The 26,144-nt window shown below is 37.9% G+C and carries 29 protein-coding genes and 1 pseudogene; 29 read left to right on the forward strand and 1 reads right to left on the reverse strand.

Annotation, left to right across the window (positions count from 1 at the left end; genetic code table 11):
- The coding region (locus ACQKMR_RS14740) for a hypothetical protein (protein WP_427697964.1) at positions 1-215 on the reverse strand (215 nt) is incomplete at its 3' end.
- A 693-nt stretch (positions 216-908) separates the two neighbouring features.
- Here ACQKMR_RS14740 and flgB point away from each other — a divergent pair.
- From flgB to ACQKMR_RS14885, 29 genes and pseudogenes are all read left to right on the forward strand, one after another.
- A complete protein-coding gene (gene flgB, locus ACQKMR_RS14745; RefSeq protein WP_427697965.1) occupies positions 909-1,304 on the forward strand; it encodes a flagellar basal body rod protein FlgB in 396 nt (131 codons plus the stop codon).
- Positions 1,304-1,762, forward strand: coding sequence for a flagellar basal body rod protein FlgC (flgC, locus tag ACQKMR_RS14750; protein WP_427697966.1), 459 nt, complete (start codon positions 1,304-1,306; stop codon positions 1,760-1,762). The genes flgB and flgC overlap by 1 nt, the downstream gene beginning before the upstream one ends.
- 21 nt (positions 1,763-1,783) lie before the next feature.
- Positions 1,784-2,092, forward strand: a complete 309-nt coding sequence (fliE, locus tag ACQKMR_RS14755; protein WP_427697967.1) for a flagellar hook-basal body complex protein FliE — start codon at positions 1,784-1,786, stop codon at positions 2,090-2,092.
- 95 nt (positions 2,093-2,187) lie between these two features.
- Positions 2,188-3,786 (forward strand): flagellar basal-body MS-ring/collar protein FliF, encoded by a 1,599-nt coding sequence (gene fliF, locus ACQKMR_RS14760; RefSeq protein ID WP_427697968.1) that lies wholly within the window; start codon positions 2,188-2,190, stop codon positions 3,784-3,786.
- Positions 3,787-3,803: 17 nt separating this feature from the next.
- Positions 3,804-4,823: a flagellar motor switch protein FliG gene (fliG, locus tag ACQKMR_RS14765; RefSeq protein WP_427697969.1), complete on the forward strand. Its 1,020-nt coding sequence runs from the start codon at positions 3,804-3,806 to the stop codon at positions 4,821-4,823.
- Complete coding sequence (gene fliH / locus ACQKMR_RS14770; protein ID WP_427697970.1) at positions 4,807-5,580, forward strand: flagellar assembly protein FliH; 774 nt, start codon at positions 4,807-4,809, stop codon at positions 5,578-5,580. The genes fliG and fliH overlap by 17 nt, the downstream gene beginning before the upstream one ends.
- A 2-nt stretch (positions 5,581-5,582) precedes the next feature.
- Entirely contained in the window at positions 5,583-6,902 is a 1,320-nt protein-coding gene (gene fliI / locus ACQKMR_RS14775; protein WP_427697971.1) for a flagellar protein export ATPase FliI, read from the forward strand.
- A 2-nt stretch (positions 6,903-6,904) separates the two neighbouring features.
- A complete protein-coding gene (gene fliJ / locus ACQKMR_RS14780) occupies positions 6,905-7,348 on the forward strand; it encodes a flagellar export protein FliJ (RefSeq protein WP_427697972.1) in 444 nt (147 codons plus the stop codon).
- A gap of 8 nt (positions 7,349-7,356) precedes the next feature.
- A complete protein-coding gene (locus tag ACQKMR_RS14785; RefSeq protein WP_427697973.1) occupies positions 7,357-7,974 on the forward strand; it encodes a MotE family protein in 618 nt (205 codons plus the stop codon).
- Between the two features lie 29 nt (positions 7,975-8,003).
- Positions 8,004-9,326, forward strand: coding sequence for a flagellar hook-length control protein FliK (locus ACQKMR_RS14790; protein ID WP_427697974.1), 1,323 nt, complete (start codon positions 8,004-8,006; stop codon positions 9,324-9,326).
- Positions 9,327-9,334: 8 nt separating this feature from the next.
- Entirely contained in the window at positions 9,335-9,970 is a 636-nt protein-coding gene (gene flgD, locus ACQKMR_RS14795; protein ID WP_427697975.1) for a flagellar hook assembly protein FlgD, read from the forward strand.
- Positions 9,971-10,132: 162 nt separating this feature from the next.
- Positions 10,133-10,366 (forward strand): annotated as a pseudogene (locus ACQKMR_RS14800) (TIGR02530 family flagellar biosynthesis protein); the annotation flags it as partial.
- A gap of 74 nt (positions 10,367-10,440) precedes the next feature.
- Positions 10,441-11,661: a flagellar basal-body rod protein FlgF gene (gene flgF, locus ACQKMR_RS14805; protein WP_427697976.1), complete on the forward strand. Its 1,221-nt coding sequence runs from the start codon at positions 10,441-10,443 to the stop codon at positions 11,659-11,661.
- 98 nt (positions 11,662-11,759) lie between these two features.
- Positions 11,760-11,924, forward strand: coding sequence for a flagellar FlbD family protein (locus tag ACQKMR_RS14810; RefSeq protein WP_427697977.1), 165 nt, complete (start codon positions 11,760-11,762; stop codon positions 11,922-11,924).
- On the forward strand, positions 11,924-12,352 hold the full coding sequence (gene fliL, locus ACQKMR_RS14815) for a flagellar basal body-associated protein FliL (RefSeq protein ID WP_427697978.1): 429 nt from the start codon (positions 11,924-11,926) through the stop codon (positions 12,350-12,352). Before ACQKMR_RS14810 ends, fliL begins: the two co-directional genes overlap by 1 nt.
- A gap of 52 nt (positions 12,353-12,404) precedes the next feature.
- Positions 12,405-13,403: a flagellar motor switch protein FliM gene (fliM, locus tag ACQKMR_RS14820; protein WP_427697979.1), complete on the forward strand. Its 999-nt coding sequence runs from the start codon at positions 12,405-12,407 to the stop codon at positions 13,401-13,403.
- Complete coding sequence (fliY, locus tag ACQKMR_RS14825; protein ID WP_427697980.1) at positions 13,393-14,604, forward strand: flagellar motor switch phosphatase FliY; 1,212 nt, start codon at positions 13,393-13,395, stop codon at positions 14,602-14,604. Before fliM ends, fliY begins: the two co-directional genes overlap by 11 nt.
- A 17-nt stretch (positions 14,605-14,621) precedes the next feature.
- Complete coding sequence (locus ACQKMR_RS14830) at positions 14,622-14,984, forward strand: response regulator (protein WP_427697981.1); 363 nt, start codon at positions 14,622-14,624, stop codon at positions 14,982-14,984.
- Positions 14,985-15,007: 23 nt separating this feature from the next.
- Positions 15,008-15,661: a flagellar biosynthetic protein FliO gene (locus tag ACQKMR_RS14835; RefSeq protein WP_427697982.1), complete on the forward strand. Its 654-nt coding sequence runs from the start codon at positions 15,008-15,010 to the stop codon at positions 15,659-15,661.
- Positions 15,654-16,319, forward strand: coding sequence for a flagellar type III secretion system pore protein FliP (fliP, locus tag ACQKMR_RS14840; protein ID WP_427698050.1), 666 nt, complete (start codon positions 15,654-15,656; stop codon positions 16,317-16,319). The genes ACQKMR_RS14835 and fliP overlap by 8 nt, the downstream gene beginning before the upstream one ends.
- Before the next feature lie 14 nt (positions 16,320-16,333).
- Positions 16,334-16,603: a flagellar biosynthesis protein FliQ gene (gene fliQ, locus ACQKMR_RS14845; protein ID WP_427697983.1), complete on the forward strand. Its 270-nt coding sequence runs from the start codon at positions 16,334-16,336 to the stop codon at positions 16,601-16,603.
- A gap of 3 nt (positions 16,604-16,606) precedes the next feature.
- A complete protein-coding gene (fliR, locus tag ACQKMR_RS14850) occupies positions 16,607-17,383 on the forward strand; it encodes a flagellar biosynthetic protein FliR (RefSeq protein WP_427697984.1) in 777 nt (258 codons plus the stop codon).
- Between the two features lie 4 nt (positions 17,384-17,387).
- The gene (flhB, locus tag ACQKMR_RS14855; RefSeq protein ID WP_427698051.1) at positions 17,388-18,467 is read left to right on the forward strand and encodes a flagellar biosynthesis protein FlhB; all 1,080 of its coding nucleotides are present in this window, start codon (positions 17,388-17,390) and stop codon (positions 18,465-18,467) included.
- Positions 18,468-18,505: 38 nt separating this feature from the next.
- The gene (gene flhA, locus ACQKMR_RS14860; protein ID WP_427697985.1) at positions 18,506-20,542 is read left to right on the forward strand and encodes a flagellar biosynthesis protein FlhA; all 2,037 of its coding nucleotides are present in this window, start codon (positions 18,506-18,508) and stop codon (positions 20,540-20,542) included.
- Positions 20,539-21,693 carry a flagellar biosynthesis protein FlhF gene (gene flhF, locus ACQKMR_RS14865; protein WP_427697986.1) on the forward strand — a complete coding sequence of 385 codons (1,155 nt, stop codon included), beginning with the start codon at positions 20,539-20,541 and terminating at the stop codon, positions 21,691-21,693. The genes flhA and flhF overlap by 4 nt, the downstream gene beginning before the upstream one ends.
- On the forward strand, positions 21,677-22,543 hold the full coding sequence (locus ACQKMR_RS14870) for a MinD/ParA family protein (RefSeq protein ID WP_427697987.1): 867 nt from the start codon (positions 21,677-21,679) through the stop codon (positions 22,541-22,543). The genes flhF and ACQKMR_RS14870 overlap by 17 nt, the downstream gene beginning before the upstream one ends.
- Positions 22,544-22,825: 282 nt before the next feature.
- On the forward strand, positions 22,826-23,542 hold the full coding sequence (locus ACQKMR_RS14875) for a CheB methylesterase domain-containing protein (protein WP_427697988.1): 717 nt from the start codon (positions 22,826-22,828) through the stop codon (positions 23,540-23,542).
- A gap of 20 nt (positions 23,543-23,562) precedes the next feature.
- Positions 23,563-25,608 (forward strand): chemotaxis protein CheW, encoded by a 2,046-nt coding sequence (locus tag ACQKMR_RS14880; RefSeq protein WP_427697989.1) that lies wholly within the window; start codon positions 23,563-23,565, stop codon positions 25,606-25,608.
- Between the two features lie 64 nt (positions 25,609-25,672).
- Complete coding sequence (locus ACQKMR_RS14885; protein WP_427697990.1) at positions 25,673-26,143, forward strand: chemotaxis protein CheW; 471 nt, start codon at positions 25,673-25,675, stop codon at positions 26,141-26,143.
- Position 26,144 lies beyond the last annotated feature (1 nt).

Below are 26,144 nucleotides of genomic sequence, written 5' to 3' on the forward strand. Positions count from 1 at the left end.
TTTCGAACCAAATGGTTCGCTGGCACCAGTTGATCTAAAGTAATCATTTCAAGCTGATCTCGCTGAATAGAATCATGTTTAGAAAGCATCCTCATTACCTCAAGTTTTAATACTTCCATTTTAAAACAAAAAAAACTGTAGGCAGTCCTTGAAAAAGGCTGCCTTTTTTGTATGTAATTTGAACGACAGCTAGATAGAACTTCCAAGCTAGACAAGATTCGTTATCCAAGAAAAAAAGAGGCATTTAATTGAAAACCTAAATTTGAAAGGTGAGTATTGAAATATTATTCTGATTCCACAGGAAATATAGTTAAATTCTTCTTAAAAAGAGTAATTATATTACTATAACTATATTGATAATAAAAAAAGAATTTGTAATAAATCCCCTGCCTTCTTATGCAAATTGTTATTTGGTATAAGTAGTGTTTATATGTGTCTTAATTATGAAATAATGATGCGGAATTTGTCGAATGTAATTTTCTTAAAAATATTTTCGTTTTTTTAAAAAAGATTTCAATATAGAATTTTAAAGAAACCTTTATAAAACAAGGCTAAAAAGGTAGATTGAAAATAATACTTATGAACAAATATCAAAAATTAGTTCTAAAGTATCAGGTATATAGATTTGTTTTTCGATATGATAAATAAGTAATTAGAGATAAATTTTGGTTTAATTGTCGAAAAATTTGATAAAATGTAACAAAACGTTATAACAGACCTGGAATTATACTAAGAAAAACAGTAAATTTGAGCAAATTGTGACATTTTTCGACTTTAATAGGGCTAAAGTACTAAAGTTGTCTGTGGACATAGTTATTATGTTTCTTTAAAATTAAACCATGAACAGGTTGGGTTAAATTAAATCTAAAGTTATTATCTGTTTAAAATGGAAAGAGGCAAGTAATAATATGGAATTATTTTCAAATACTTTTCGATCGCTAGAAAACGCTCTGAATTATTCTAATACAAAACAAAAAGTTATTTCACAGAACATAGCGAACACTGATACTCCGAATTATAAAGCTAAAGAGGTCCCCAAAAAACAGTCCTTTCAAGCTGAGCTAGAATCTTCCATCCAGTCATACCGTACCGATGAAAGACATCTTAATTTTAAATCAGAGGGCAGTGGATCTTCTTCAATCGTGACGCAGAGGAATGCGCAATATAACAATAATGGAAATAGTGTGGACATTGATAAAGAAATGACTGACCTTGCTGCAAATCAAATTTATTATAATGCAGTTTCCGATCGGCTTTCAGGTAAATTCAAATCATTGGAAACTGTAATTAGGGGAGGTAAGTAATGGGGATTTTCCAAAGTATAAATACGACTAGCTCAAGCCTAACTAGTCAAAGGTTAAGGATGGATGTGATTTCTTCTAATATGGCGAATTCAGATACGACCAGAGCGGAATATGATGCAGAAACCAAGGAGTGGAAACCATACACAAGAAAATCAGTTGTGCTACAAAGTAAGGAAGGCAGTTTTTCAAGCTTCTTAAATGCAGCCACTGGGAAAAACAGTGGGATTGGAAATGGTGTAAAGGTTACGGGAATAGTAAAAGATGAAACGCCTTTTGAGTTGGATTACAATCCAGAACACCCCGATGCCAATGATGATGGATATGTAGAAATGCCAAACGTTGATCCACTTAGGGAGATGGTCGACTTAATGAGTGTAACCCGTTCATACGAAGCAAATGTGACAGTTTTAAATGCATCAAAGGGAATGATGATGAAAGCATTGGAAATCGGCAAATAATCTTGAATGGAGAGTGGAGATATGGAGGGGATTTCTCTTTCGGCAGGGAGCAGTGTATTTAATGTATTGAAAAATGAACAGAGTAAGACAAATACACCATACGAAGCACAGCAAAATTTTGCGTCCGTATTAAAAGAATCGCTGAATAAAGTTAATGAAACTCAAGTTGCATCAGATAATCTGACAAATAAACTGGTTAACGGAGAAGATGTTGAGCTTCATTCAGTGATGATTGCATCACAAAAAGCCAGCGTTACCATGCAGGCTACACTAGAGGTCCGGAATAAGGTGGTTGAAGCCTATCAGGAAATGATGAGAATGAGTATATAGCATTCATTTTTAAAACCTCATTAATATAAAGAAAAATGGCCAGGGGGAAAAAAATATCCCCTCTCATAAATTCATAGACTGACCGGGGGATTTAAATGAATGATGTACTAGTGAATTTTAAAAATAAAATAACTGTTTTCTGGACTAGCCGCAGTAAAAAACAAAAAGTCATGATGATTGGTTCAACGGCATTGATTATCATCGTCATTATGGTTGTCTCGATTTTGGCCTCCCGTACAACACTGGTTCCCTTATATTCTAATTTAACACCATCAGAAACGGGAAGTATTAAAGAGAATTTAGATAGTCAAGGAATAAAGAACGAAATTTCAGACAATGGTAAAACGATTAAAGTTCCTGAAGAAAGATTGGATACACTCAAAGTGGAGCTTGCAGCTGAAGGAATCCCGGACTCTGGAAGCATCGACTATTCATTTTTTAGTCAGAGCGCTGGTATCGGAATGACCGAAAATGAATTCAATGTTATTAAATTGGACTCGATGCAGACGGAACTAGCCAATTTAATAAAGAAGATTGACGGGGTTGAAGATGCAAGTGTGATGATTACACTTCCTGATAAAGGGGTTTTTGTAAGTGATACAGCTGGTGAAGCGTCAGCATCAATTGTTTTGAATACGAAATCCGGCTATAAATTTGAAGAAAATCAAATTAAATCACTTTATCATCTTGTATCAAAAAGTGTTCCGAACCTGCCTACAGATAATATCGTCATTATGAACCAAGAATTTGAGTATTATGACCTTGAAAATCAAAATACTAATTTCGCGTCTACTTTTGTTACACAAAACGAAATAAAAAAAGAAATTGAACGCGATATTCAAAGACAAGTACAAAACATGTTAGGAACAAAAATGGGCAGAGATAAAGTGGTCGTTTCTGTCACAACAGACATTGATTTCACTCAGGAAAATAGGGAAGAGAATATAGTTGAACCGGTGGATGAAGAAAATATGGCAGGAATTGAGATTTCTGCGCAAAGAATCAATGAATCGTATAGTGGGGATGCAGCTGGGGCTGGTGGCATTCCGCAAAGTGAGGATTCCTCTGATGCATTAGGATCTAGTTATAAAGAGGAAACAAACGGATCCGGTGATTATGAAAAAGTTGATGAAACAATAAATAGTGAAGTGAACCGAATCAAGAAAGAAATAGTGGAAAGTCCATACAAAGTAAAGGATTTAGGTATCCAGGTAATGGTTGAGCCTCCTACTGCAGATGATCCGAACTCCTTATCTCAGCAGAGTGTAGATGATATTACCCAAATCCTTAGCACAATAATCCGTACGACAATTGAAAAAAAAGCTGCAGGGGAAGAACTGACAGACGATGAGCTAGATAAGAAGATTGCGATTTCCGTTCAGCCTTTTAACGGAAAAATGACGATACCAGAAGATGGAACGAGTTCTTCAATGCCCATTTGGATTTACATTGTAGGTGGAATATTATTAGTAGTCATTATCATTCTAGTATTCTTATTTTTCCGCTCAAGAAGGCAATCAGAAATGGAAGAGGAATACGTGGAGGAAGGGGAAGAAGTCGTATTCGAGGTTCCAGATTTAAATAAAGAAAAGGAAACAGAGGCATCGTTAAAAAGAAAACAACTTGAGAAACTGGCAAAAGAAAAGCCGGATGAATTTGCAAAATTATTAAGAAGTTGGATAGCAGAAGATTAGGCTAGGAGGCTGTGCAAGTGACAGAAAGAAAAAAAAAGGCAGGATTGACTGGCAAACAGAAAGCTGCAATCCTCCTTATTTCCTTAGGACCGGATGTTTCTGCATCCGTATATAAGCATCTTTCTGAAGAGGAAATTGAGAGATTGACTCTTGAAATTTCGGGAGTTAGAAAAGTAGATTCGCAGGACAAAGAAGAAATTTTAGAGGAATTTCATAATATAGCTTTAGCACAGGATTACATATCACAGGGTGGGATTGGATACGCGAAGCAGGTTCTTGAAAAGGCGTTAGGGACTGATCAGGCGGCGGCAATCATAAACCGCTTAACATCTTCCTTACAAGTTCGTCCATTCGACTTTGCAAGGAAGGCGGATCCTGGACAGATATTGAATTTTATCCAAAATGAGCATCCGCAGACGATTGCCTTAATTTTATCTTATCTTGATCCAACACAGGCAGGCCATATTTTGTCTGAACTTCCGCAAGAGGTGCAGGCTGATATTGCCAGAAGGATCGCTTTAATGGATAGCACTTCACCGGAGATCATTAATGAAGTAGAACAGATATTAGAAAGAAAACTATCTGCAACTGTGACCCAGGATTATACCCAGACTGGCGGAGTCGAAGCGGTTGTTGAAGTATTGAACGGAGTTGACCGCTCAACAGAAAGAACTATCTTAGATGCACTTGAAACCCAAGATCCAGAACTTGCAGAAGAAATCAAGAAACGGATGTTTGTCTTTGAAGATATCGTGACTCTTGATGGAAGAGCCATTCAGCGTGTTGTACGGGAATCTGAAAACGAAGATCTCAAACTTTCCCTTAAAGTGGCAAGCGATGAGGTGAAGGAAATCGTTTTCCGTAACATGTCGAAACGAATGGTCGAAACGTTCCAGGAAGAAATGGAATATATGGGTCCTGTACGTTTGCGTGATGTAGAAGAAGCACAATCCAGAATTGTTGCTGTTGTTCGCCGCCTTGAAGAAACGGGCGAGATTGTGATCGCCCGCGGCGGAGGGGATGACATTATTGTCTAGAATTATTAAGTCCCACCAAGCACATCAGGAGAAAAGCAAAAAGATAGCGATAAAAATTCGCCGTTTGGACTCTCTTGAAACAGAAAGTGAGGATGAGGGGGAAATCGTTCATCATTTTCAATCAGATGAATTCCTAAACCTAGCTAAGCAGGAGGCAGAGTCTCTATTAATAGAAGCAAAACAAAAAGCCAAAGAGGTTGTCGATGAAGTCTTGCAAGCCCGCGAACACTGGGAGAAGCAAGAAAAAATAATGTATATCGAACAGGCTCAAAAAGAAGGGTATCAGCAAGGAATCGAAGATGGAATCCAAAAGGGCTATAACGAGGTTGCAGGGGAGATTGCTTTTGCAAAGGAAGTGGTAAAGTCCTCTAAAAAAGATTATCAGCAACATATCGAATCATCTGAATTAGTTATTTTGGATCTTGCTATGAAAGTGGCTGGGAAAGTTATTGGCCGCCAGCTTGAAAATAATGAAGAGTCTTTTTTATCCATCGTCAAGAAAGCCATTAAAGAAGCGAGGGATTACCAGGAAGTGCAGCTGCATATTCATCCGGTTCAATACCAATCGATTCTTACTCATAAGGAAGAGTTGATTTCAATCTTTCCAAAAGATACAGAATTGTATATCTATCCGGATGATGATCTAGATGAAACTAGTTGTATCATCGAGTCGGAGAATGGAAGAATAGATGCCAGCGTTGATAGTCAGCTACATGAAATTAAAATGAAACTAACTGAGTTGCTGGAAGGTGAGTAAAGATGAAAGCGAAGGATCTCTTACCCTTAGTTGATGAAGTCGATCCATTTAAACACTATGGACGGGTCAAACGTGTCGTAGGGTTAATGATAGAATCCCAAGGCCCTGAAAGCTCTGTAGGCGACGTTTGTTATATCTATACAGGTATACAAAAAAAGAAAAAGAAAATATTAGCGGAAGTTGTCGGTTTTCGTGATGAAATGGTCATTTTAATGCCGTTTACAGCGGTAAGTGATATTGGACCAGGATGTATTGTTGAAGGAAGCGGACGAAGCCTTGAGATAAAGGTAGGCAGTGGATTAATAGGAAAGGTTGTCGATCCTTTAGGACATCCAATCGACGATTCGGTGCTTCCAAAAGGACTTGCTACGGTTCCGGTGGATCAAGATCCACCCAGCCCCATGGAAAGGCCTCCGATTGATGAACCGATTGATGTAGGTGTACGTGTGATTGATAGTTTATTAACAGTAGGGAAAGGCCAACGTGTTGGCATCTTTGCTGGGAGCGGTGTTGGAAAAAGTACTTTGCTTGGCATGGTAGCACGGAATACCACGGCTGACTTAAACGTGATTGGCCTTGTTGGTGAACGTGGTCGAGAAGTGCGTGAATTCATTGAGAAAGATCTTGGTCCGGAAGGGTTAGCCAGATCAATTGTTGTTGTAGCGACTTCTGATCAGCCAGCGTTGATGAGAATTAAAGGTGCTTTGACGGCTACTGCCATTGCAGAATATTTTCGTGACAAAGGATTGAACGTGATGCTAATGATGGACTCCGTCACAAGGGTTGCGATGGCCCAAAGGGAGATTGGCCTTGCTGTCGGCGAGCCACCCACCACAAAAGGCTATACGCCATCCGTTTTCGCAATCCTTCCAAGACTACTAGAAAGAACAGGCACAAATCAGTTAGGATCCATTACAGCTTTTTATACGGTTCTTGTCGACGGTGATGATATGAATGAACCAATTGCCGATGCAGTCAGGGGAATATTGGACGGTCATTTCATCTTAGACAGAAACTTAGCCAATAAAGGACAGTTTCCGGCTCTCAATGTTCTAAAGAGTATAAGTCGTGTCATGAACAATATTGTTGAGGACAGGCATAAAAGGTCAGCAGAAAACTTACGAGCATGTTTATCAACCTATATTGAGTCTGAAGATTTGATTAATATAGGAGCCTATAAAAAAGGTTCTTCAAAGGAAATTGATAACTCTATTAAACAATATCCAGAAATCATTTCATTTTTAAAGCAAGGCACCCATGAAAAAGCACCCAAAGACAAGAGTATTATCAACCTCGTAGAATTGATGGAGAAAGGTGATTAACAATGATTTATCAATATAAATTTGAGAAGATCCTAACCATCAAGGAAAAAGAAAAAAGGGATGCACTTTCTAAATATAATGCTGCTCTAAAAACCTTTGAAGAAGTAGCAGAAAAATTGTATAAGCTCTTAAAAAAGAAAGAAGACCTGCTGGAATTCCAACAGGAAAAGCTCCGAAATGGATTATCTGTTCAGGAAATTCGCCATCATCAGTTATTTATGGATAATCTGGAAAAGCTCTTAAACCATTGTCAACAGGAAGTCATTGAAGCTCGTTACAAAATGAATGTCCTGCAGGAAGTATTATTGGAAAGAAATATTGAAGTCAAAAAGTACGAGAAAATGAAAGAAAATGAGTTTCTTAAATTCCTGGATGTCAAAAAGGAAGCTGAGAATAAACAAATGGATGAAATATCTATCCGGCAATTCTTATGCAAAGGGCGTTAGGTGATAGAATGCGTAAAAAAGGTGAATCTACTGGATTAGATGAATTAAAAGAAAATAAAATAAGCAAATTTCAATGGTTTCTTGTCATCTTCATCCCTTTTATCTTTGCGGTAACTGTAGCTATGGTCGTTTTTTCAGTTGCGGGGGTTAATGTAGTGGAAAAGGCTAAGGAGATGTCCGCAAAAATCCCCTTCGCCGAACTGATTCAAAAGGATGAGGTAAAAGAAAACTCAGTCAAAGACACTAAGAAAGTTTCAAGAAAATTGGCAAAGTTAGAAACCGAAATAGAAAACAAAGAAAAAGAGATAGAGAAACTGGAAAGAATAATTGATACACGAGACAAGGCTGTTGAAAAGGCTGAAGCAGAAAAACAGCAGCTTCAGTCTGAAGTGAACCAGCTTAGAGAAAGTCAGGATGGGAGTAATAAGTCTTTCAAAGATATAATACGCACTTATGAAAGCATGGCACCAAAGAAGTCAGCTCCTATCATTACAGAAATGAATGATGAAGATGCTGTGAAGATCCTGGCAAGTATGAAAGCTGATACATTAGCGAAGGTATTAGAGCAAATGACAGCAGCAGATGCTGCCAGGTTAACGAAGAGACTAACGGAGCAAAGTTCTTAAGGGGAAGCTTAAATGGAGGTGAATAATATATGAATTTGGCGATTAATTCTTTACTCCCCTTGGCATCAGTAAGTCAAACGGATCTAAAGCAAAACCAGGGGATGAAATTGGGGTTTGATTCAATCCTTCAATCCGCCGTAGAGGCAGAATCAGGCAGTCCATTGGATACTGAATCCTTGCATCTTTCCAATGAGGGGTTGTCAACTTTAAAGGATTTACTAGATATTTTGAAACTTAACAGTTTAAGTGACCTTGAGGAAGAAAGTGTTACTGAAGATACTTTAGTAAACAATCAAGTGGATGTTAAATCCCTCCTTTTACAGTTATTAAAAAGGCTTAGCGGTATTAATGAAGAAGAGACTCTTACAGAATTCTTTACGAAAATAGAGGAAATCAATTTAGAACAAGAACCGGAAGACTTGAAGCTGGATTTACAAAACCTGTTATCAGCCAATGTCATGGAACTATATACAATCCTAAAACAGGTTGCTTCGTTGAGTGAAGAAGAGTGGAAACAGCTCCCATTAGAGGGGACTGTGAATCTATTAAAGTTGGCAAAACTTCACGATCTTTTTACAGAGAATAAAGATATGAGACAAGATGAATCGACAATCCATAAGCAAATGAAAAATCTGCTTGAAGGGATAACTGGAAAACTGGAAAAAGGGCTATCTAATCAGCAGCAGAAAACAAATACTAACCTTGATTTTTCGCTTTTTTTGGAAAAAGGGCAGAGTAAAACTTTGCAAACAGTGAAAAGCGCATTCTCACAATTAAACGGAAGCGACAAGGTAAGTGAAGATGGAAAAAATAGTATCGATATGACTTTAAAAACAGCGGATAGTAGTAACTATCAAGGTTCAGGTATGTCGTTTCTAATGACAAAGCTTGAACAATTCGTCTTGATTGCTGCTAAGGGTGATCAAACCGTCAGTCAGGAAGAATTTGTTAAACAGTTTGAAAATATCTTGAGTAAAGCAAATTTCACAGGGGCTAACGGTATAAATAAACTGTTAATAAGATTGAATCCCGAACACCTAGGATCACTTAGAATTGAGTTGATTCAAAAGGATGGCATGATGACAGCGAAAATTTTGGCCACATCAGCGCAAGCAAAAGATATGCTGGAGAAACAAATTTACGGGTTAAAGCAAGCCTTTAACGGCCAAAACATTCAAATTGAAAAAATTGAAATATCACAGGCGTTCAATACTTTCAACTCTGAGAAATTCAGCCAGAAAGATGCGGATGAACATAATAGACAACAAGAGAATAAGAGGGAAGGCAATGATGAGGCGGAAAGTGAATTTACTGGCTCCCTTGCAGAAGCTCTGTTAAATCTAGAGGTGTAGGTGAAGAGATGGCGACCATTGATACGTCACTATTATTATCAAACTATCAAACAGAAACTAGAAAAACAGGCGATTCACTCGGAAAAGATGATTTCCTGAAATTATTACTTACCCAGCTGCAAAACCAAGATCCTTCCAGTCCGATGGACAATACAGAATTTATAGCCCAAATGGCCACGTTTTCTTCTTTGGAACAAATGATGAATATAGGATCCCAAATAGATGAACTAATTGGGTTAAACCAACAAAATAGTTTAATGAACTATAACTCTTTTGTTGGTAAGGAAGTCACTTGGCATAAATTGGGTGAAAGCAATGAAAACCTTGCGATAGAAGAAGGTGTAGGTATCGTGGAATCGATTCAATATAAAGGTGACAATGTTTACTTCATTTTAGAAGATGGCACAAAACTTCAACCAGCAAATATTTCGGCAATGAAACAATCAAGCACGACATCTAACAGCTTGACTAATGCAAGTGAATTAATAGGCAAACGTGTCACATGGAATGATGAAGAAAATGGAGAACTTTCTGCCGTTGTTTCATCAGTATCCATGATTAAAGGCAAGGTGCAGTTAGAAGTGGATGATGAAAGTGGCACAAAACTATCATTAGAGCAATTGATCAAAATCGCTAGTGCTTAAGGAGCGGGAAAATGTATAAACTCGGTTTTCAAGCAAATTCCACTTAGATGATTCCACTAACAAAAACACCCTTGAGACAAAGGCAATTGGTCCAACAAGGATTTCAAAATCATTTTCAAGAAGCCATATCTACTAATGAAAAGCTGACAAACTAGTAAACATGCCAAAATGCGGATGGATCAAAGGAAAATAGTAATAGAGCAACAAACTTGGGACAAAATAGCCGATAAAGCAAATGAGGCCAAAAAGATGGGTGTGACAGAATCACTTATTATCATCGATAACGCGGCACTCGTAATCAGCACGAAAAATAACAATGTCATTACTGTCGTGGATAGAGAGGAAGCTTCGTCTCAAATATTTACGAATATTAATGGAAACATACTATTGGATTAATAGGCCACACCTAGTATAGGAAGCCTAGGCTGTGGAATGACAGAAGCAGTCGCTAAATGAAAGGGGAGTTTTTAATGCTTCGTTCAATGTACTCAGGAATTAGCGGATTGAAGAACTTACAAACAAAATTAGATGTTATTGGAAATAACGTGGCTAATGTCAACACCTATGGTTTCAAAAAAAGTCGCGTAACATTCAGCGATACAATGAACCAAACGATATCTGGTGCTAGTGCCGCGACAGCAAATAAAGGTGGTACCAACTCAAAGCAGATTGGATTGGGATCAACTATCGCAACAATTGACACTATTCATACTCAATCAAGCCTGCAAACTACTGGACGCGATCTTGATTTAGGTATATCTGGAGATGGTTATTTCGTCGTCAAAGAAGGAGATGTTTTATCTTATACACGTGCTGGAAACTTCTATTTAGATGATAATGGTACGCTTGTAAATTCTAATGGACTGAAAGTGCAAGCCTACAAGGTTGATGCAAACGGAAAACCATCAAAAACAATCGGAGATGTAACTGTAAACGTTAATGCGGTTTTACCTGCTGTAACAACTACAAAAGTAACCGTAAGTGAAAACTTGGCAGCGGACGCAATTGAGGGTTCGGTATTCAGCCAGCAAATAAAAGTCGTCGATGAAAAAGGAAAAGAACAAACAACAACTATTTATTTCAAGAAAACTGGTGAGAATAACTGGGGAGTTTATGATCAGGATCCAACTTCGGACTCTGAGCTAAAGCCAGTAACTACTCTTAGTTTTACGGATGGTAAATGCGATGTGAAAAGCGATGTTAACCTATCCATTGCTATTAGTAAAGATGATGACAGTGATGATAGTAAAAAAATAAAACTAGATTTCGATTTCTCTACTCTCACCCAAGTTAATGGAACAACTACAGCTATGGTCAATCCGAATGGGAATAAAGAAGGGAAACTGGAAAGCTTTAATTTTGGGCCATCAGGTGAAATTAGCGGTATATACTCAAATGGGAAAATTGTGACTTTGGGTCAACTGGCTATTGCCAAGTTTTCAAATGCATCCGGATTGACTAAAACAGGAGGGAATATATTCCAAGAATCGATAAACTCAGGTACAGCAAACATCAATGTCGCAGGTGAGGGACGCGGAACAATTGCTTCAGGTTCTTTGGAGATGTCCAACGTCGATTTATCAGAAGAATTTACGGAAATGATCGTCGCGCAACGTGGATTTCAATCGAATTCAAGAATTATCACGACGTCGGATGAAATTTTACAAGAGCTGGTTAACTTAAAACGATAAGTTAAGGGAGGGAGGAGCCAGGTGCTTATTTACTCTGGCTCCTAAATATTATTATTAAAGTCAAAAGACTGAATGGCAAAACCTTTCATATCAATGCATTGTACATAGATACGGTCGAAACGCTGCCGGATACGACAATTACTTTTACAAATGGGAAGAAAATCGTGGTGCTCGAAAAGGAAGAAGAAATAATTCAAGCTATTATACAATTTTATCGTACCGTGAATGTTCTCGGATTTCGTAATGATGAGGAGGAAAGGTAATGAAGAAAAAGCTATTGACGATTATGTTGATTATACTGGTGGCAATTACTCTTGTTGGCGTAATAGCGGTCGTGGTTGTTACAAAGTTATCTGACCCCACATCTGCAGAGGGTAAACCCTCAATAGATGAAATTATCATATCATCTGTTGAAATTCCTGAGATTACAACGAATCTTTCAGGTAATGATTATATCAAAATCTCATTTATGGTCCAAACAGAAAATAAAAAATCAAAAGCAGAGTTGGAGAAAAGAAGTTTTCAGGTGAAAAACATTATTATTACCGAGCTGTCCGAAATGAAAGCCACAGAATTAACTGGTAAAAAGGGCAAGGAAAAACTTCAGATTACGTTAAAGACTAGAATTAATGAATTAATGGAAGAAGGAAAAGTTGAAAAGGTTTATATAACCTCCTTGATCCTTCAATAAGGACATCCTTGCTTCATTAAATAAGAAGGGGAAGCTTTGGAGGTGAGTGCTAATGTCCGGGGAAATATTATCGCAAAATGAAATCGATGCTTTGTTATCGGCCATTTCTACAGGTGAAATGGATGCAGATGATTTAAAGAAAGAAGAAGTAGAAAAAAGAGTGAAAGTGTACGACTTTAAAAGAGCACTTCGGTTTTCAAAGGATCAAATCCGTAGTTTGACTAGGATACACGAGAACTTTGCAAGATTGCTGACAACTTATTTTTCTGCTCAGCTAAGGACATATATTCAAATATCCGTAGCATCTGCAGATCAAATTCCATATGAAGAGTTTATACGTTCGATACCTAAGATGACCATTTTGAATGTGTTTGAGGTACCGCCTCTGGATGGTCGCATCATTCTTGAGGTCAACCCGAATATCGCTTATTCCATGATGGACAGAGTTTTGGGAGGGCGTGGCATCAGCATTAATAAAGTCGACAGTTTAACTGAAATAGAAACAAAGATCATGTCGAATTTATTTGAAAAGGCTTTTGAAAATTTACAAGAAGCTTGGGGAACGATTGTTGATATCGAACCGGTAATGACAGAGTTTGAGGTGAATCCGCAATTTTTACAATTGGTTTCACCAAATGACACAGTTGTAGTCATATCTCTTAATACGCAAATCGGTGAAACGAGCGGAATGATTAACATTTGTATTCCTCACGTCGTTTTAGAACCAATCATACCGAAGTTATCTGCTCACTACTGGATGGAAAATTCCCAAAAAGAAAGAATTCCTGAGGAAATCAAGGTTTTGGAAAACCGTATTAGGAATGCAGATCTTTCAATTATTTCCGAACTAGGAACTACGGATATTGCTATCCAGGATTTCCTTCTGCTTGATGTAGGTGATGTCATCGATTTAAATCATTCAATCGATGAACCTTTAACAATAAAGGTAGGGGGAATTCCAAAATATATTGGACAACCAGGCAAAGTAGGTAATAAACACGCCATCCAGATTCTTGATATTTTGAAAGGGGGAGACGAAAATGATACGTGATGAAATGCTTTCACAAGACGAGATAGATGCCCTTTTAAAAGGTACAAGTGATATAGAAGATGAGGTGAACTCTCTTTCGATAGAAGATTATTTATCAATGATGGAACTGGACGCGCTCGGTGAAATTGGGAATATCTCTTTCGGGAGTTCCGCCACTGCTTTATCTACTTTGTTAAATCAGAAAGTGGATATCACTACCCCGACAGTTACATTAATTGAAAGGGGCAAGATTGCGAAAGAATTCCCGCATCCCTATGTTGCCATCCAAGTGCAATATACAGAAGGTTTTACAGGTATTAATATGCTTGTCATCAAACAAAGTGATGCGGCGATCATTGCCGATTTGATGCTTGGCGGTGATGGTTTGAATCCTTCAGAAATGCTAGGTGAAATTCAACTAAGTGCGGTTCAGGAAGCAATGAACCAAATGATGGGTTCGGCTGCTACATCGATGTCAACCATTTTCAGTAAAAAGGTAGATATTTCACCACCAAGCATCGATTTACTGAACTTTTTAAATGGTGAAGGTGAAAATGCAATACCGGATGAGGATTTATTTGCAAAAATCTCTTTCCGTTTACGTGTGGGTACATTAATTGATTCCAACATTATGCAACTGTTGCCTTTAGAATTTGCAAAAGGGTTAGTCTGTGAACTATTAAATGGAACAAGTGAAGCCAATGAAAATAAAATGGAGCAGTTACAAACCAATCCAACACAGAGTAATGCTTCTAAAGAGCAGGTCCCGTTCCAAAATCCTGTATCGAATCAGCCGACAAATGAGAATTATGGACAAAGTGGTTACCAAACACAGCCGACATACAAAATACCAAATGAACCACAACATTTTGGAGTTTCATCCGTTCCAACAGGACAACCGGTAAATGTTCAGCCAGCCAGTTTTTCCAGTTTTCAGCCGTATCAGCTTCAAGAGTCTGAAACGAAAAATCTTAGCATACTGATGGATATCCCATTGCAAGTAACCGTAGAGCTTGGGAGAACAAAGCGCTCTGTCAAAGATATTCTAGAGCTGTCATCTGGTTCAATAATTGAATTGGATAAATTAGCTGGTGAACCGGTGGATATCCTGGTGAACAGCCGCTTAATTGCAAAAGGTGAGGTTGTTGTGATTGATGAAAACTTTGGAGTTCGTGTTACGGACATTATGAGTCAGAGCGATAGATTAAAAAAACTTAGATAAATTTGGGGGACACAATAATGGCAAATAGAATTTTAATTGTTGACGATGCAGCATTTATGAGAATGATGATAAAAGATATCCTTTCTAAAAATGGTTTTGAAATTGTTGGAGAGGCAGCAGATGGTGCTCAAGCTGTGGACAAATATAGAGAAACGCATCCGGATCTTGTAACAATGGATATTACTATGCCTGAAATGGATGGAATCACAGCATTAAAAGAAATTAAAAAGGTAAATCCGCAAGCGAAGGTCATAATGTGTTCTGCAATGGGGCAACAAGCAATGGTTATTGATGCAATCCAGGCGGGGGCAAAAGACTTTATCGTGAAGCCATTTCAGGCAGACCGGGTATTGGAAGCCATAAATAAAGCATTAAGTTAATCAAGTAAGAGGGTGTCTTCATATTGTTTTTTATTAAAAAATGGCTTCAGGTCTCACTTATGATAGCAGTTTTCTTCTCAGGGGCCATTCAGGCTAGTGCGGAAGATCTTGATAAAACAGTGAAGGATGTTTATGAACAGTCAGATGATTTGAAAACAGGTAAATCAAAAGACTTCCAAGCTAGCAAACAAGCTTCAAATACCGAAAAAGTGGGGATAACGATTTGGGAGTTTCTTAGGATGATCTTTGCGACCATTTTTGTGGTGGGGCTTTTATATATCATATTAAAGTTCATTAATAAAAAAAGTAAATCGTATCAAAAAGCAAATTCGGTAGAGAATTTAGGCGGCACAAGCCTTGGAGCAAATCGGTCGGTTCAGCTTGTTAAAGTGGGCGGTCGAATATTAGTAGTGGGTGTTGGCGAAAACATACAGCTCTTGAAGGAAATAGATAATCCCGAGGAATATGAACAGCTATTAAAAGATTACAACGAAAAAGCGGATCAAATGATTCAGCCAGGAGAATTTGCATCGAAATTGAAAAATAAGTGGTTGAAAAAAAGAGAAATTGAAACTAATAGTTTTTCCTCAGAGTTCAAAAATCAGCTCGATCAGATATCTGATAGTAGGAAGAAGTTGTTAAATGAGCTTGAAAGGAAAGGAAGAGACAATGAATGAGTTTATGGAGTTTTTTAATAACAGCGATCCCACTAATGTCTCTACTTCCGTCAAGCTTGTTCTTCTGATGACTGTTTTATCGCTTGCTCCAAGCATTTTGATTTTAATGACATGCTTTACAAGAATCATTATTGTCCTCAGTTTTGTGAGAACGTCGCTTGCTACACAACAGATGCCGCCGAATCAGGTCCTGGTTGGTCTAGCTCTTTTTATGACATTTTTTGTAATGGCGCCGACTTTTCAGGAAGTGAACGAAAAAGCATTAACTCCTCTATTTAATGAAGAAATAGATTTAGAAGAGGCGTATGAGCAGACTGCGATTCCTTTTAAGGAATTTATGAGTGCCCATACAAGGCAGAAGGACCTGGCCTTATTTCTAGAATATGCCAAGGCCGATAAGCCGGAAACGATACAGGATATTCCCTTGACCGCATTTGTACCAGCTTTTGCAATTAGTGAAATCAAAACAGCCTTCCAAATAGGGTTTATGATTTTTATTCCATTTCTGGTTATTGATATGGTTGTTGCAAGTGTCCTGATGTCGATGGGGATGATGATGTTACCACCAGTCATGATTTCCTTGCCGTTTAAAATCCTCCTCTTCATTCTTGTTGACGGTTGGTATTTAGTAGTGAAGTCTTTATTACAGAGTTTTTAAGCAGGTGAGAAAAAATGAGCGCAGAGTTTGTTATTGATGTAGCAGAAAAAGGAATTTATATGGTATTGATTATCGCAGGACCCTTGATGTTAATAGCTCTTGTTGTCGGGCTATTAGTAAGCATCTTTCAGGCGACCACACAGATACAGGAACAAACCTTGGCCTTCGTTCCGAAAATTGTGGCTGTCTTATTGGCACTTATTTTCCTTGCTCCATGGATGCTTAGTCATCTATTATCATACGCAAATGAAATATTCGGTAACTTGAATCGATTTGTAGGGTAGAGAATGGAGGGAATATATCCGTACTTTCCTGCATTTTTATTAATAGTGGTCAGGGTTACAACCTTTTTCGTGGCAATGCCGATTTTTTCGTATCGATCTATACCGTTACAGCATCGAATCGGACTTGGGATTTTCCTTGCTTGGATTATGTACTATACCATTGAAGCGCCGGTTCTAGCCTTGGATGTCACATTTTATTTATTAATCATAAAGGAAGCACTTGTAGGGCTTTTCATCGGGTTTGCTGCCTATATGATTTTATCAGCGGTTCAAGTTGCAGGTGGGTTGATTGACTTTCAAATGGGTTTTTCAATTGCCAATGTCATCGACCCGCAAACAGGGGCTCAAAGCCCATTAATGGGACAATATCTATATACGATTGCCTTATTATTTCTTTTAAGTACAAACGGTCATCATTTGCTTTTGGATGGGATTTTTTATAGCTATCAGTTCATCCCGATTGATCAATTATTTGTGCCATTGGGGGATCAAGCATTAATAGAGTACTTGGCCAAAGCATTTAGTAAGGCATTCATGATTGCGTTTCAAATGTCTATTCCAGTAGTAGGAAGCATTTTTTTAGTGGATGTCACGCTTGGAATTCTGGCAAGGACAGTTCCACAATTAAATGTATTTGTTGTTGGAATTCCAGTGAAAATTATAGCAGGCTTAGCGGTTATAGTGATAGTCATGGGGATGATGATGGCGGTTGTTTCCCAACTTTTTAATTTCTTACTTGTGACGATGCGTCAGTTAATGCAGCTGATCGGAGGCGTATAACATGGTGTGGATTCAGCTGGATTTACAGTTTTTCGCTGGTGAAAAAACGGAAAAGGCGACTCCAAAAAAACGTCAGGATTCGAAGAAAAAAGGACAGGTAGCTAAAAGTCAGGATGTAAATACCTCTGTGAATTTAATTGCTGTGTTTTCGGTGCTATTGATGATGGGACCTTATATGTACAATCATCTGCTCGGTCTCATGAAAGATTATTTGCAACACTTTACGATTGCAGGTTTAAGTGAGGATAATATACAAATTACCATGATAGAGGTTTTGAAGGAGATGGGGCTTGTCCTCGGTCCTGTTTTTACAGCAGCGGTGGTTGCTGGAATTTTGGCTAATGTGATGCAAATTGGGTTTATGTTTTCTACTGAGTCAATTCAGTTTAAGCTTGAAAAATTGGATCCTATTAAAGGATTCAAACGTATTTTTTCCTTGAGGGCCATTGTTGAATTATTGAAATCCATTCTTAAAATATCATTTGTAGGTCTAGTTGCCTTTTATGTACTTTGGCAGCGAATGGACGAGATTATGATTTTATCCCAGATTTCTGTGGAAGAAGCAATGGCAACAATGGCAGATATTACGATAAAAGTAGGGTATTATGCTGCCGTGGCTTTATTGTTCATTGCTCTATTAGACTATTTATATCAAAAATATGACTTTGAAAAAAACATCCGGATGTCCAAACAGGATATTAAGGATGAATATAAAAATTCCGAGGGCGACCCGTTAATTAAATCAAAGATTAAGCAAAAGCAAAGGCAGATGGCAGCGCAGAGAATGATGCAGGAAGTGCCAAATGCGGATGTCGTCATTACAAACCCGACTCATTTTGCGATTGCTTTAAAATATGATGAAAATAAGGCGGAGGCTCCGTTTGTAGTGGCAAAAGGCGTTGATTTTGTAGCTCAGAAAATTAAATATATTGCTAAAGAAAACGATGTGATCATGGTGGAAAACCGGCCTTTGGCAAGGTCTTTATATGATCAAGCGGAAATAGGCCATGCGATTCCTGAGGAATTTTTTAAGGCAGTCGCTGAAATACTCGCCTTTGTTTATAAAACGAAAGGCAAGCTTTAAAGAAGTAAAATGTGACCCGCTAGTTAGGAGAGAAGAACATGCGAGCAAGAGATTTAGTTGTCATATCGAGCGTTATTATGATTGTTGCCATGTTGGTCATTCCATTACCAACATGGTTGTTAAGTATTTTACTTCTGTTAAATATATCTCTTGCGCTGTTGGTTCTATTGACCACGATGAATATGAAAGAGCCGTTGGAATTTTCAATATTTCCATCCTTGCTCCTTTTACTGACATTATTCAGGCTGGGTTTGAATGTGTCGACGACTCGTGCCATTTTGACCTATGGTGATGCTGGCGGAGTAGTCGAAACCTTTGGCTCGTTTGTAGTTGGAGGGAACGTGCTTGTAGGTTTAGTTGTATTTATCATTTTGGTTATCATTAATTTCATCGTCATCACGAAAGGTTCGGAACGGGTGTCAGAAGTGGCAGCAAGATTTACGCTAGATGCGATGCCTGGGAAACAGATGGCCATTGATGCTGATTTGAATGCTGGGATGATCTCAGAAAATGAAGCACGCACCAGACGAGAAAAAATCAGCAATGAAGCTGACTTTTATGGATCCATGGACGGAGCTAGTAAGTTTGTTAAAGGAGACGCCATCGCCGGTATTATCATTGTCATCATCAATTTGATTTTTGGAATGATTATTGGCGTCATGCAATTGGATATGAGTTTTGGAGAATCTGCTGTTCATTTTTCCATGTTATCTGTTGGAGATGGAATTGTCAGTCAAGTGCCTGCCTTATTAATTTCAACAGCAACAGGAATAGTCGTAACCCGGGCAGCCTCGAATGGTAATCTTGGATCAGATATTGTTAAACAGTTATTTCAATTTCCAAAGATGCTTTACTTTACTGCAGCAACAATTTTTCTGCTAGGATTATTCACTCCAATTTCGGATATATTTACGTTACCTATTGCTGCGTTATTAGTCGTTGGTGGGTATACGATTTCTAGGATACCACAGCCGGATGAAATCCAAATACAAGAAATGGAAGAAGTGTTGGAAACCGATGAAATGAAAAGTCCAGAAAGCATTGTTAACCTTTTGAGTGTCGATCCAATCGAATTCGAGTTTGGATATGGACTAATTCCACTTGCTGATGCCAATCAAGGGGGAGACTTACTAGATCGTGTCGTCATGATCCGCCGACAACTGGCAATTGAAATGGGGCTTGTCATTCCAGTCGTTAGAATTCGAGATAATATCCAGTTGAACCCTAATGAATATCGACTAAAAATTAAGGGAAATGAAATTGCAAAAGGGGAATTGCTTCTGAATCACTTTTTGGCAATGAGTCCAGGAATAGAAGACGATTCAATAGATGGAATCGATACGATAGAACCATCATTTGGTCTACCAGCCAAATGGATTACGGATGATATGAAAGAGCATGCAGAGATGATGGGCTATACAGTTGTAGATCCTCCAAGTGTTGTATCCACACATTTGACGGAAGTCATAAAAGCGAATGCTCATGAGCTTTTGGGCAGGCAGGAAACGAAACAATTGATTGATCATCTAGGTGAATCATCACCAATTCTTGTAGAAGAAGTCACCCCGAATCCCTTGTCGATAGGTGATGTACAAAAGGTATTGGCAAAATTGTTAAAGGAAAAAGTTTCTATAAGGAACTTATCAATCATTTTTGAAACACTTGCTGATTATGGTAAGTTGTCGACGGATACAGATTTGCTTACTGAATATGTACGGCAGAATTTAGCCAGGCAGATTACTAATACCTTTATCGTAGGAGAAAATCGAATAAAAGTCATCACATTATCGGGAAAAGTAGAAAAAACCATTGCAGATGGAGTACAACAAACCGAACATGGTAACTTTTTATCACTAGATCCCAATATATCTCAGTCCATATTGGAGGCAATTGCGGCCAAATTGGATGAGCTGACGTTAATGGAACATCAACCAATCCTACTTTGTTCTCCAGCAGTGCGGATGTACGCCAGGCAGTTAACAGAACGTTATTTTCCTAATGTACCGATTCTTTCATACAATGAACTCGAATCGAATGTAGAAGTACAAAGTGTAGGGGTGGTGAATATCGATTGAAGGTAAAGAAATATATGGCACCATCAATGGCCGAAGCTATGAAGCAAGTAAGAGAAGAATTAGGCAGTGATGCGATTATTTTAAGTTCAAAAGCTGTCTATATTGGTGGTTTCCTCGGATTATTCAAAAAACGGAATATCGAAGTCATTGCAGCCAGCGATCCAGTTTCACAGCCCAGCCAAATGGTAACAAAACAAAAAATGAAAAAGTTGCCAGTGATTCAAGAAATAACGAGTAATAGCACTGTTACACAGGGAGGTAACAATGAAAGTACAGATCTATTAAAAGAAATAGAAGGTTTAAAGGATATGATTAATAGTATACAAATCACATCTGATAGACACTATCCGGGAAAACTGCAGAAAATCAATGATTATCTTACAGAGCAGGAAGTGGATTTACAGCTTCGCTCGCAAATCATGGATGAATTACTTGAAAAATGGTTTGCTTTCAAACAACAATCTACTGACGAAGAGGTACAAGGTTGGTTAAAAGAAGCCTTATTTGAAATATTGGAGAAGGTTCAAAACGGGAAACCCGGTCTGCAAAAAAAATATATTAATATTGTTGGACCAACAGGAGTTGGTAAAACAACCACCCTCGCTAAAGTAGCAGCAGAGACCATGCTGAGGCATGGTAAGAAAGTGGCTTTCATTACGACAGATACATACAGGATTGCAGCAATAGATCAGCTTAAGACGTATGCAAAGATTTTAAATGTTCCGATTGAAGTAGCGTATAATTTAGAAGATTTTAAAAAAGCAACAGAAAAGTTTTCTCATTATGACAATGTATTTATAGATACTGCTGGAAGGAATTTTCGCAATCCACAGTATGTTAAAGACCTTAGTGAAATCATTGATTTTACAGATGAGATGGAAACCTATTTAGTTTTGTCATTAACTTCGAAGCAAAAGGATATGGAAGATATTTATCGGCAGTTTGCGACCATACCAATTAAACAGGTCATTTTTACAAAAGCTGACGAGACATCTACTTTCGGAGCTATATTTAATTTTATATACGCTCATAATTTAGGAGCCGCTTATATTACAAATGGACAGAATGTACCAGATGATATTGAAAAAGCTACATCATCACAACTATTGAAAACAGCTTTTGGAGCTAAAAAATATGAAAGATCAAGCTGAGAACTTACGAAGAAGACTGGAAACCCACCAAAATCGTTCAATGGCTAAAACTATTGCCATTTTAAGTGGTAAAGGTGGTGTCGGAAAATCTAACTTTTCATTGAACTTTTCCATTGCTTTATCTAAACAAGGAAAAAAGGTCCTGTTGTTCGATATGGACATAGGGATGGGAAATATAGATATTTTGATTGGTGAACATTCATCTTACAGTATCGTTGATTTCTTTGAAAGTGGTCGTAGTTTGACAGATATTATGACGACAGGTCCAGAAAGTATTTCAATCATTACAGGTGGAACAGGGCTGACAAGCCACTTTTCACTCGATGAAAACAAGTTTATGCGGTTTAATGAAGAATTTAGTTTGCTGTTGGCTAATTATGATTATATTTTGTTTGATATGGGGGCAGGTATCACCCAGGACTCGGCTAAATTTCTGTTATGTGTTGATGAGTTAATCGTTATTACAACCCCTGAACCGACTTCCGTAATGGATGCTTACTCTACAATGAAATGCTTACATTCCGTCAATAAAGAAATTCCGTATTTTCTGGTTTGTAATAGGGTTTTCACAAATAAGGAAGGCAAAGAAACGATTATGAGGCTTCAAAATGCGCTTAAGAAATTTTTGGGTCTGGAAAGTGTATCACTTGGTTACCTGCCGGACGATAGAACTGTTTCCAAAGCTGTATCAAGACAAATACCCTTTATCCTTTTTGATTCTGAAGCTAATGTATCTAAAGCTCTTTTGGACATTACATCGAGATATACAAGTCATTCATTTGGTGAAGAATTGACTATACAAAAAAGCAACTTCCTTAGGAATATGAAGAGATATCTGCTTGGAAAGTAAGTCTCCTTAAATGGCTAAAGTAAAAGTGCTGATTGTTGGATGATTCTGCGTATTTGAGAAGTTCGATACCTTAGAAATAAAGATTCCTGTTATGAACAGAGAGAAGCGGATTATGGATGAATGTCCAACTGCTAAAGTCATGTTATCAAGCACGACTTAAAGAAAGAATGGAAAATGCATTTGCTTCTATGTAGAGTAGAGCCATTGACTTTGTGGCTAAACCATTAGGTGCCATTTCACTGGATTTACATAAAATTAAGGAAGAACGGGTTTGAAAAAGTTATGGCGGCTAGCCGTGCGAATATTCACAAACTACAAAAAAAAGCTATGAATATTGAAGAGAATCCATCATTTTGGAGGAAGTATAGTAAAAAAGGTACAAGGGAAATGTTGAAAAATGAAAAAAACATAAATAACTGGTCCTATGGAAATAAAAAAATTATAGTCATTGGTACATCGACAGGAGGACCAAGGGCTCTTCAGACAGTATTAACAGGACTTCCAGAAACAATTGAGGCACCTATTCTTGTTGTCCAGCATATGCCCCCTGGTTTTACAAAATCCTTGGCTGACCGTCTAAATTCACTATGCAGGATTCAAGTGAAGGAAGCAGAGGATGGGGAACTGATCCAAAAAGGAGTTGCTTATATCGCCCCTGGAGGTTTTCATCTGAAAGTGAGAAAAGTTGGGATGAGCATTGCAGTACTTTTGGATCAATCTGAACTGCGTAGCGGCCACCGCCCGTCTGTAGATGTGTTGTTTGAATCAGTAAGTGAAATAACTGATATTGCGAAAATAGCTGTCATCATGACCGGGATGGGGATGGATGGTTCAAGTGGGATTATTAAGTTGAATCAAACTGGTCCCTTAAAAGCGATCGCAGAGTCACAGAAGACATCAATCGTTTTTGGAATGCCGAAAGCGGCGATTGCTACCAACTTGATAGATAGCATAGAGGATTTAGAAACAATAGCAAGCACAATTATTAGCTATTGTTAAGACGTGGAGGTGGAGATTGTATGGATATGAATCAATATCTAGAGGTATTTATTGAAGAAAGTAAAGAACATCTTCAAACGTGCAGTGAACAGCTGTTGGTACTTGAGAAAAACCCTGAAGACCTTTCAATTGTTAACGAAATCTTTCGTTCCGCTCATACTTTAAAAGGGATGTCGGCCACTATGGGGTATGAGGATTTAGCGAACTTGACCCACAAAATGGAAAATGTATTAGATGCGATTCGAAACAGTCAAATTATTCTTACCCCTGAATTGTTTGATGTGATATTTTTAGCCGTTGATGATTTAGAAGCAATTGTCATGTCTATTGCTGTAGGTGGCGATGGAAAAAGAGATGTGAATAATGTTGTTCATCAGCTGCAATTGATTGAAAAAGGGGAGTCGCCTGTTTTCTCTTCTATCGCAGAGACTGCAGTTGCGACTACCGTTCTTGAAAAGGAAGAAGTGACAAGCGTTGAGTACGATGAATTTGAATTGACCGTCCTGCAGCAGTCCAAAGAACAAGGATTCGACAGCTATGAAATTTCGATAGATTTGCGTGAAGACTGTCTTTTAAAAGCAGCAAGGGTATTTATGGTATATGAGGTGTTGGAAAAATCAGGTGAAGTAATTAAGTCCAATCCACCAGTTGAGCTTTTGGAGGAAGAACAGTTTGATCAGAAGTTTACTGTTACAGTAGTAACAAAAGAATCGAGTGAAGAGCTTCATAAAAAAACCATGAAGGTTTCAGAAGTGGAAAATGTTGATATAAATGCTCTTAATCTTGACGACCTACGACACACTGCCAATGCTAAGGAGGAAAAGAAAGCTTCAGTGGATACCCATGCACAAGAAAGGAGCCCCTTGCTTTTAAGTGAGAATAAGGAGACTAAAAAGCAGGCATCTGTTAAGCCGGCCTCAAGTAAGACTATTCGGGTAAATATCGAGCGGCTTGATATATTAATGAATCTATTTGAGGAACTTGTAATTGATAGAGGTAGACTCGATCAAATTTCAAACGATTTGGATAATCAGGAACTGCATGAAACAGTGGAAAGAATGTCCCGGATAACCAGTGATTTGCAAACAATTGTGTTGAATATGCGGATGGTACCTGTAGAAAACGTATTCAATCGTTTCCCTAAAATGGTTCGTCAATTAGCAAGGGATTTGAATAAGAAAGTAGATTTGGAAATCATCGGAGCTGAAACAGAACTTGATCGTACGGTTATAGATGAAATTGGTGATCCTCTCGTCCATTTAATAAGAAATGCGATGGATCACGGAATTGAAACACCTGAAGAACGTCTAGCGAAAGGGAAAAATGAAGAAGGGAAAATCCTTTTAAAGGCGTATCACAGCGGCAACCATGTTTTCATCGAAATTGAAGATGATGGAGCGGGAATAAATAAAGATCTTGTCTTGAACAAGGCCTTTTCCAATGGAATTTTGACAAAGGAAGCTGCTACTACTTTAACAGATAAGCAAATCTATGAATTAATTTTTGCTTCAGGATTCTCAACAGCTGAAACCATTTCAGATGTATCTGGACGTGGTGTAGGGCTAGATGTGGTTAAAAATACGATTGAGTCATTGGGTGGATCTGTAACGATTGATTCCAAAGAGAACGAAGGATCTATATTCCTTATTCAACTTCCGCTTACATTATCGATTATTTCTGTAATGCTTGTTGAAATACAAAAGGAAAAATACGCCATCCCTCTTTCTTCTATTATAGAGACTGCGATTATTAAAAAAGAAGATATCATGAATGCTCATAATCAACAAGTTATTGACTTCAGGGGGAAAGTTCTACCGCTCCTGTACCTGAAGGAAATTTTCGAAGTACCTGTCTATCAGGAAGAAGAGGAATTTCTCTCTGTGGTTGTTGTCAGAAAAGGCGATAAATTGGCAGGATTAGTTGTGGATTCATTTATCGGGCAACTCGAAATCGTCTTGAAATCTCTTGGGAATTATTTAACATCCGCTTTTGCGATATCTGGGGCAACGATATTAGGTGATGGTCAAGTAGCTTTGATCATAGATTGCAACACTTTGATTCATTGACCATAGAGAAATAGGTAGGAAATGGTCAGTAGATTTAACCGTGGTTATGCGAGGAGGGAAATAAATGTCGACTACAAATTTCGTTCAAGAAATGAAAGTAATTATATTTCAAATTAAAGATAAAGAATATGCCATACCAGTTGATAAAGTTAGTGGAATTGAAAAACTTTTGCATATAACAAGAGTTCCTAAGGCTGTTCAGTTTGTTAAGGGAGTCATCAATCTGAGGGGTGTAATTACCCCAATTATTGATTTACGGGTCCGTTTTGGTTTTGAAGAGATAGAATACAACGATTCTACAAGGATTATCATTGTCATTTTAGATGATATGGAAGTGGGGTTAATAGTAGACTCTGCAAACGATGTATTGGATATACCAGTTGATAGTATCGAACCGCAGCCGGAAGTTGTTGGTCATTCAGCGTCTGAATACATTAGCGGCGTGGCTAAAATTGAAAATCGCCTGCTCGTGTTAATTAATTTGGAAAAGGCTTTAAGTCTTGAAGTAAATGAAAATATGAGAAAAGAAGGATAAT

Source organism: Peribacillus sp. NPDC096540, assembly GCF_050278525.1.
Taxonomy (GTDB): Bacteria; Bacillota; Bacilli; order Bacillales; family DSM-1321; genus Peribacillus.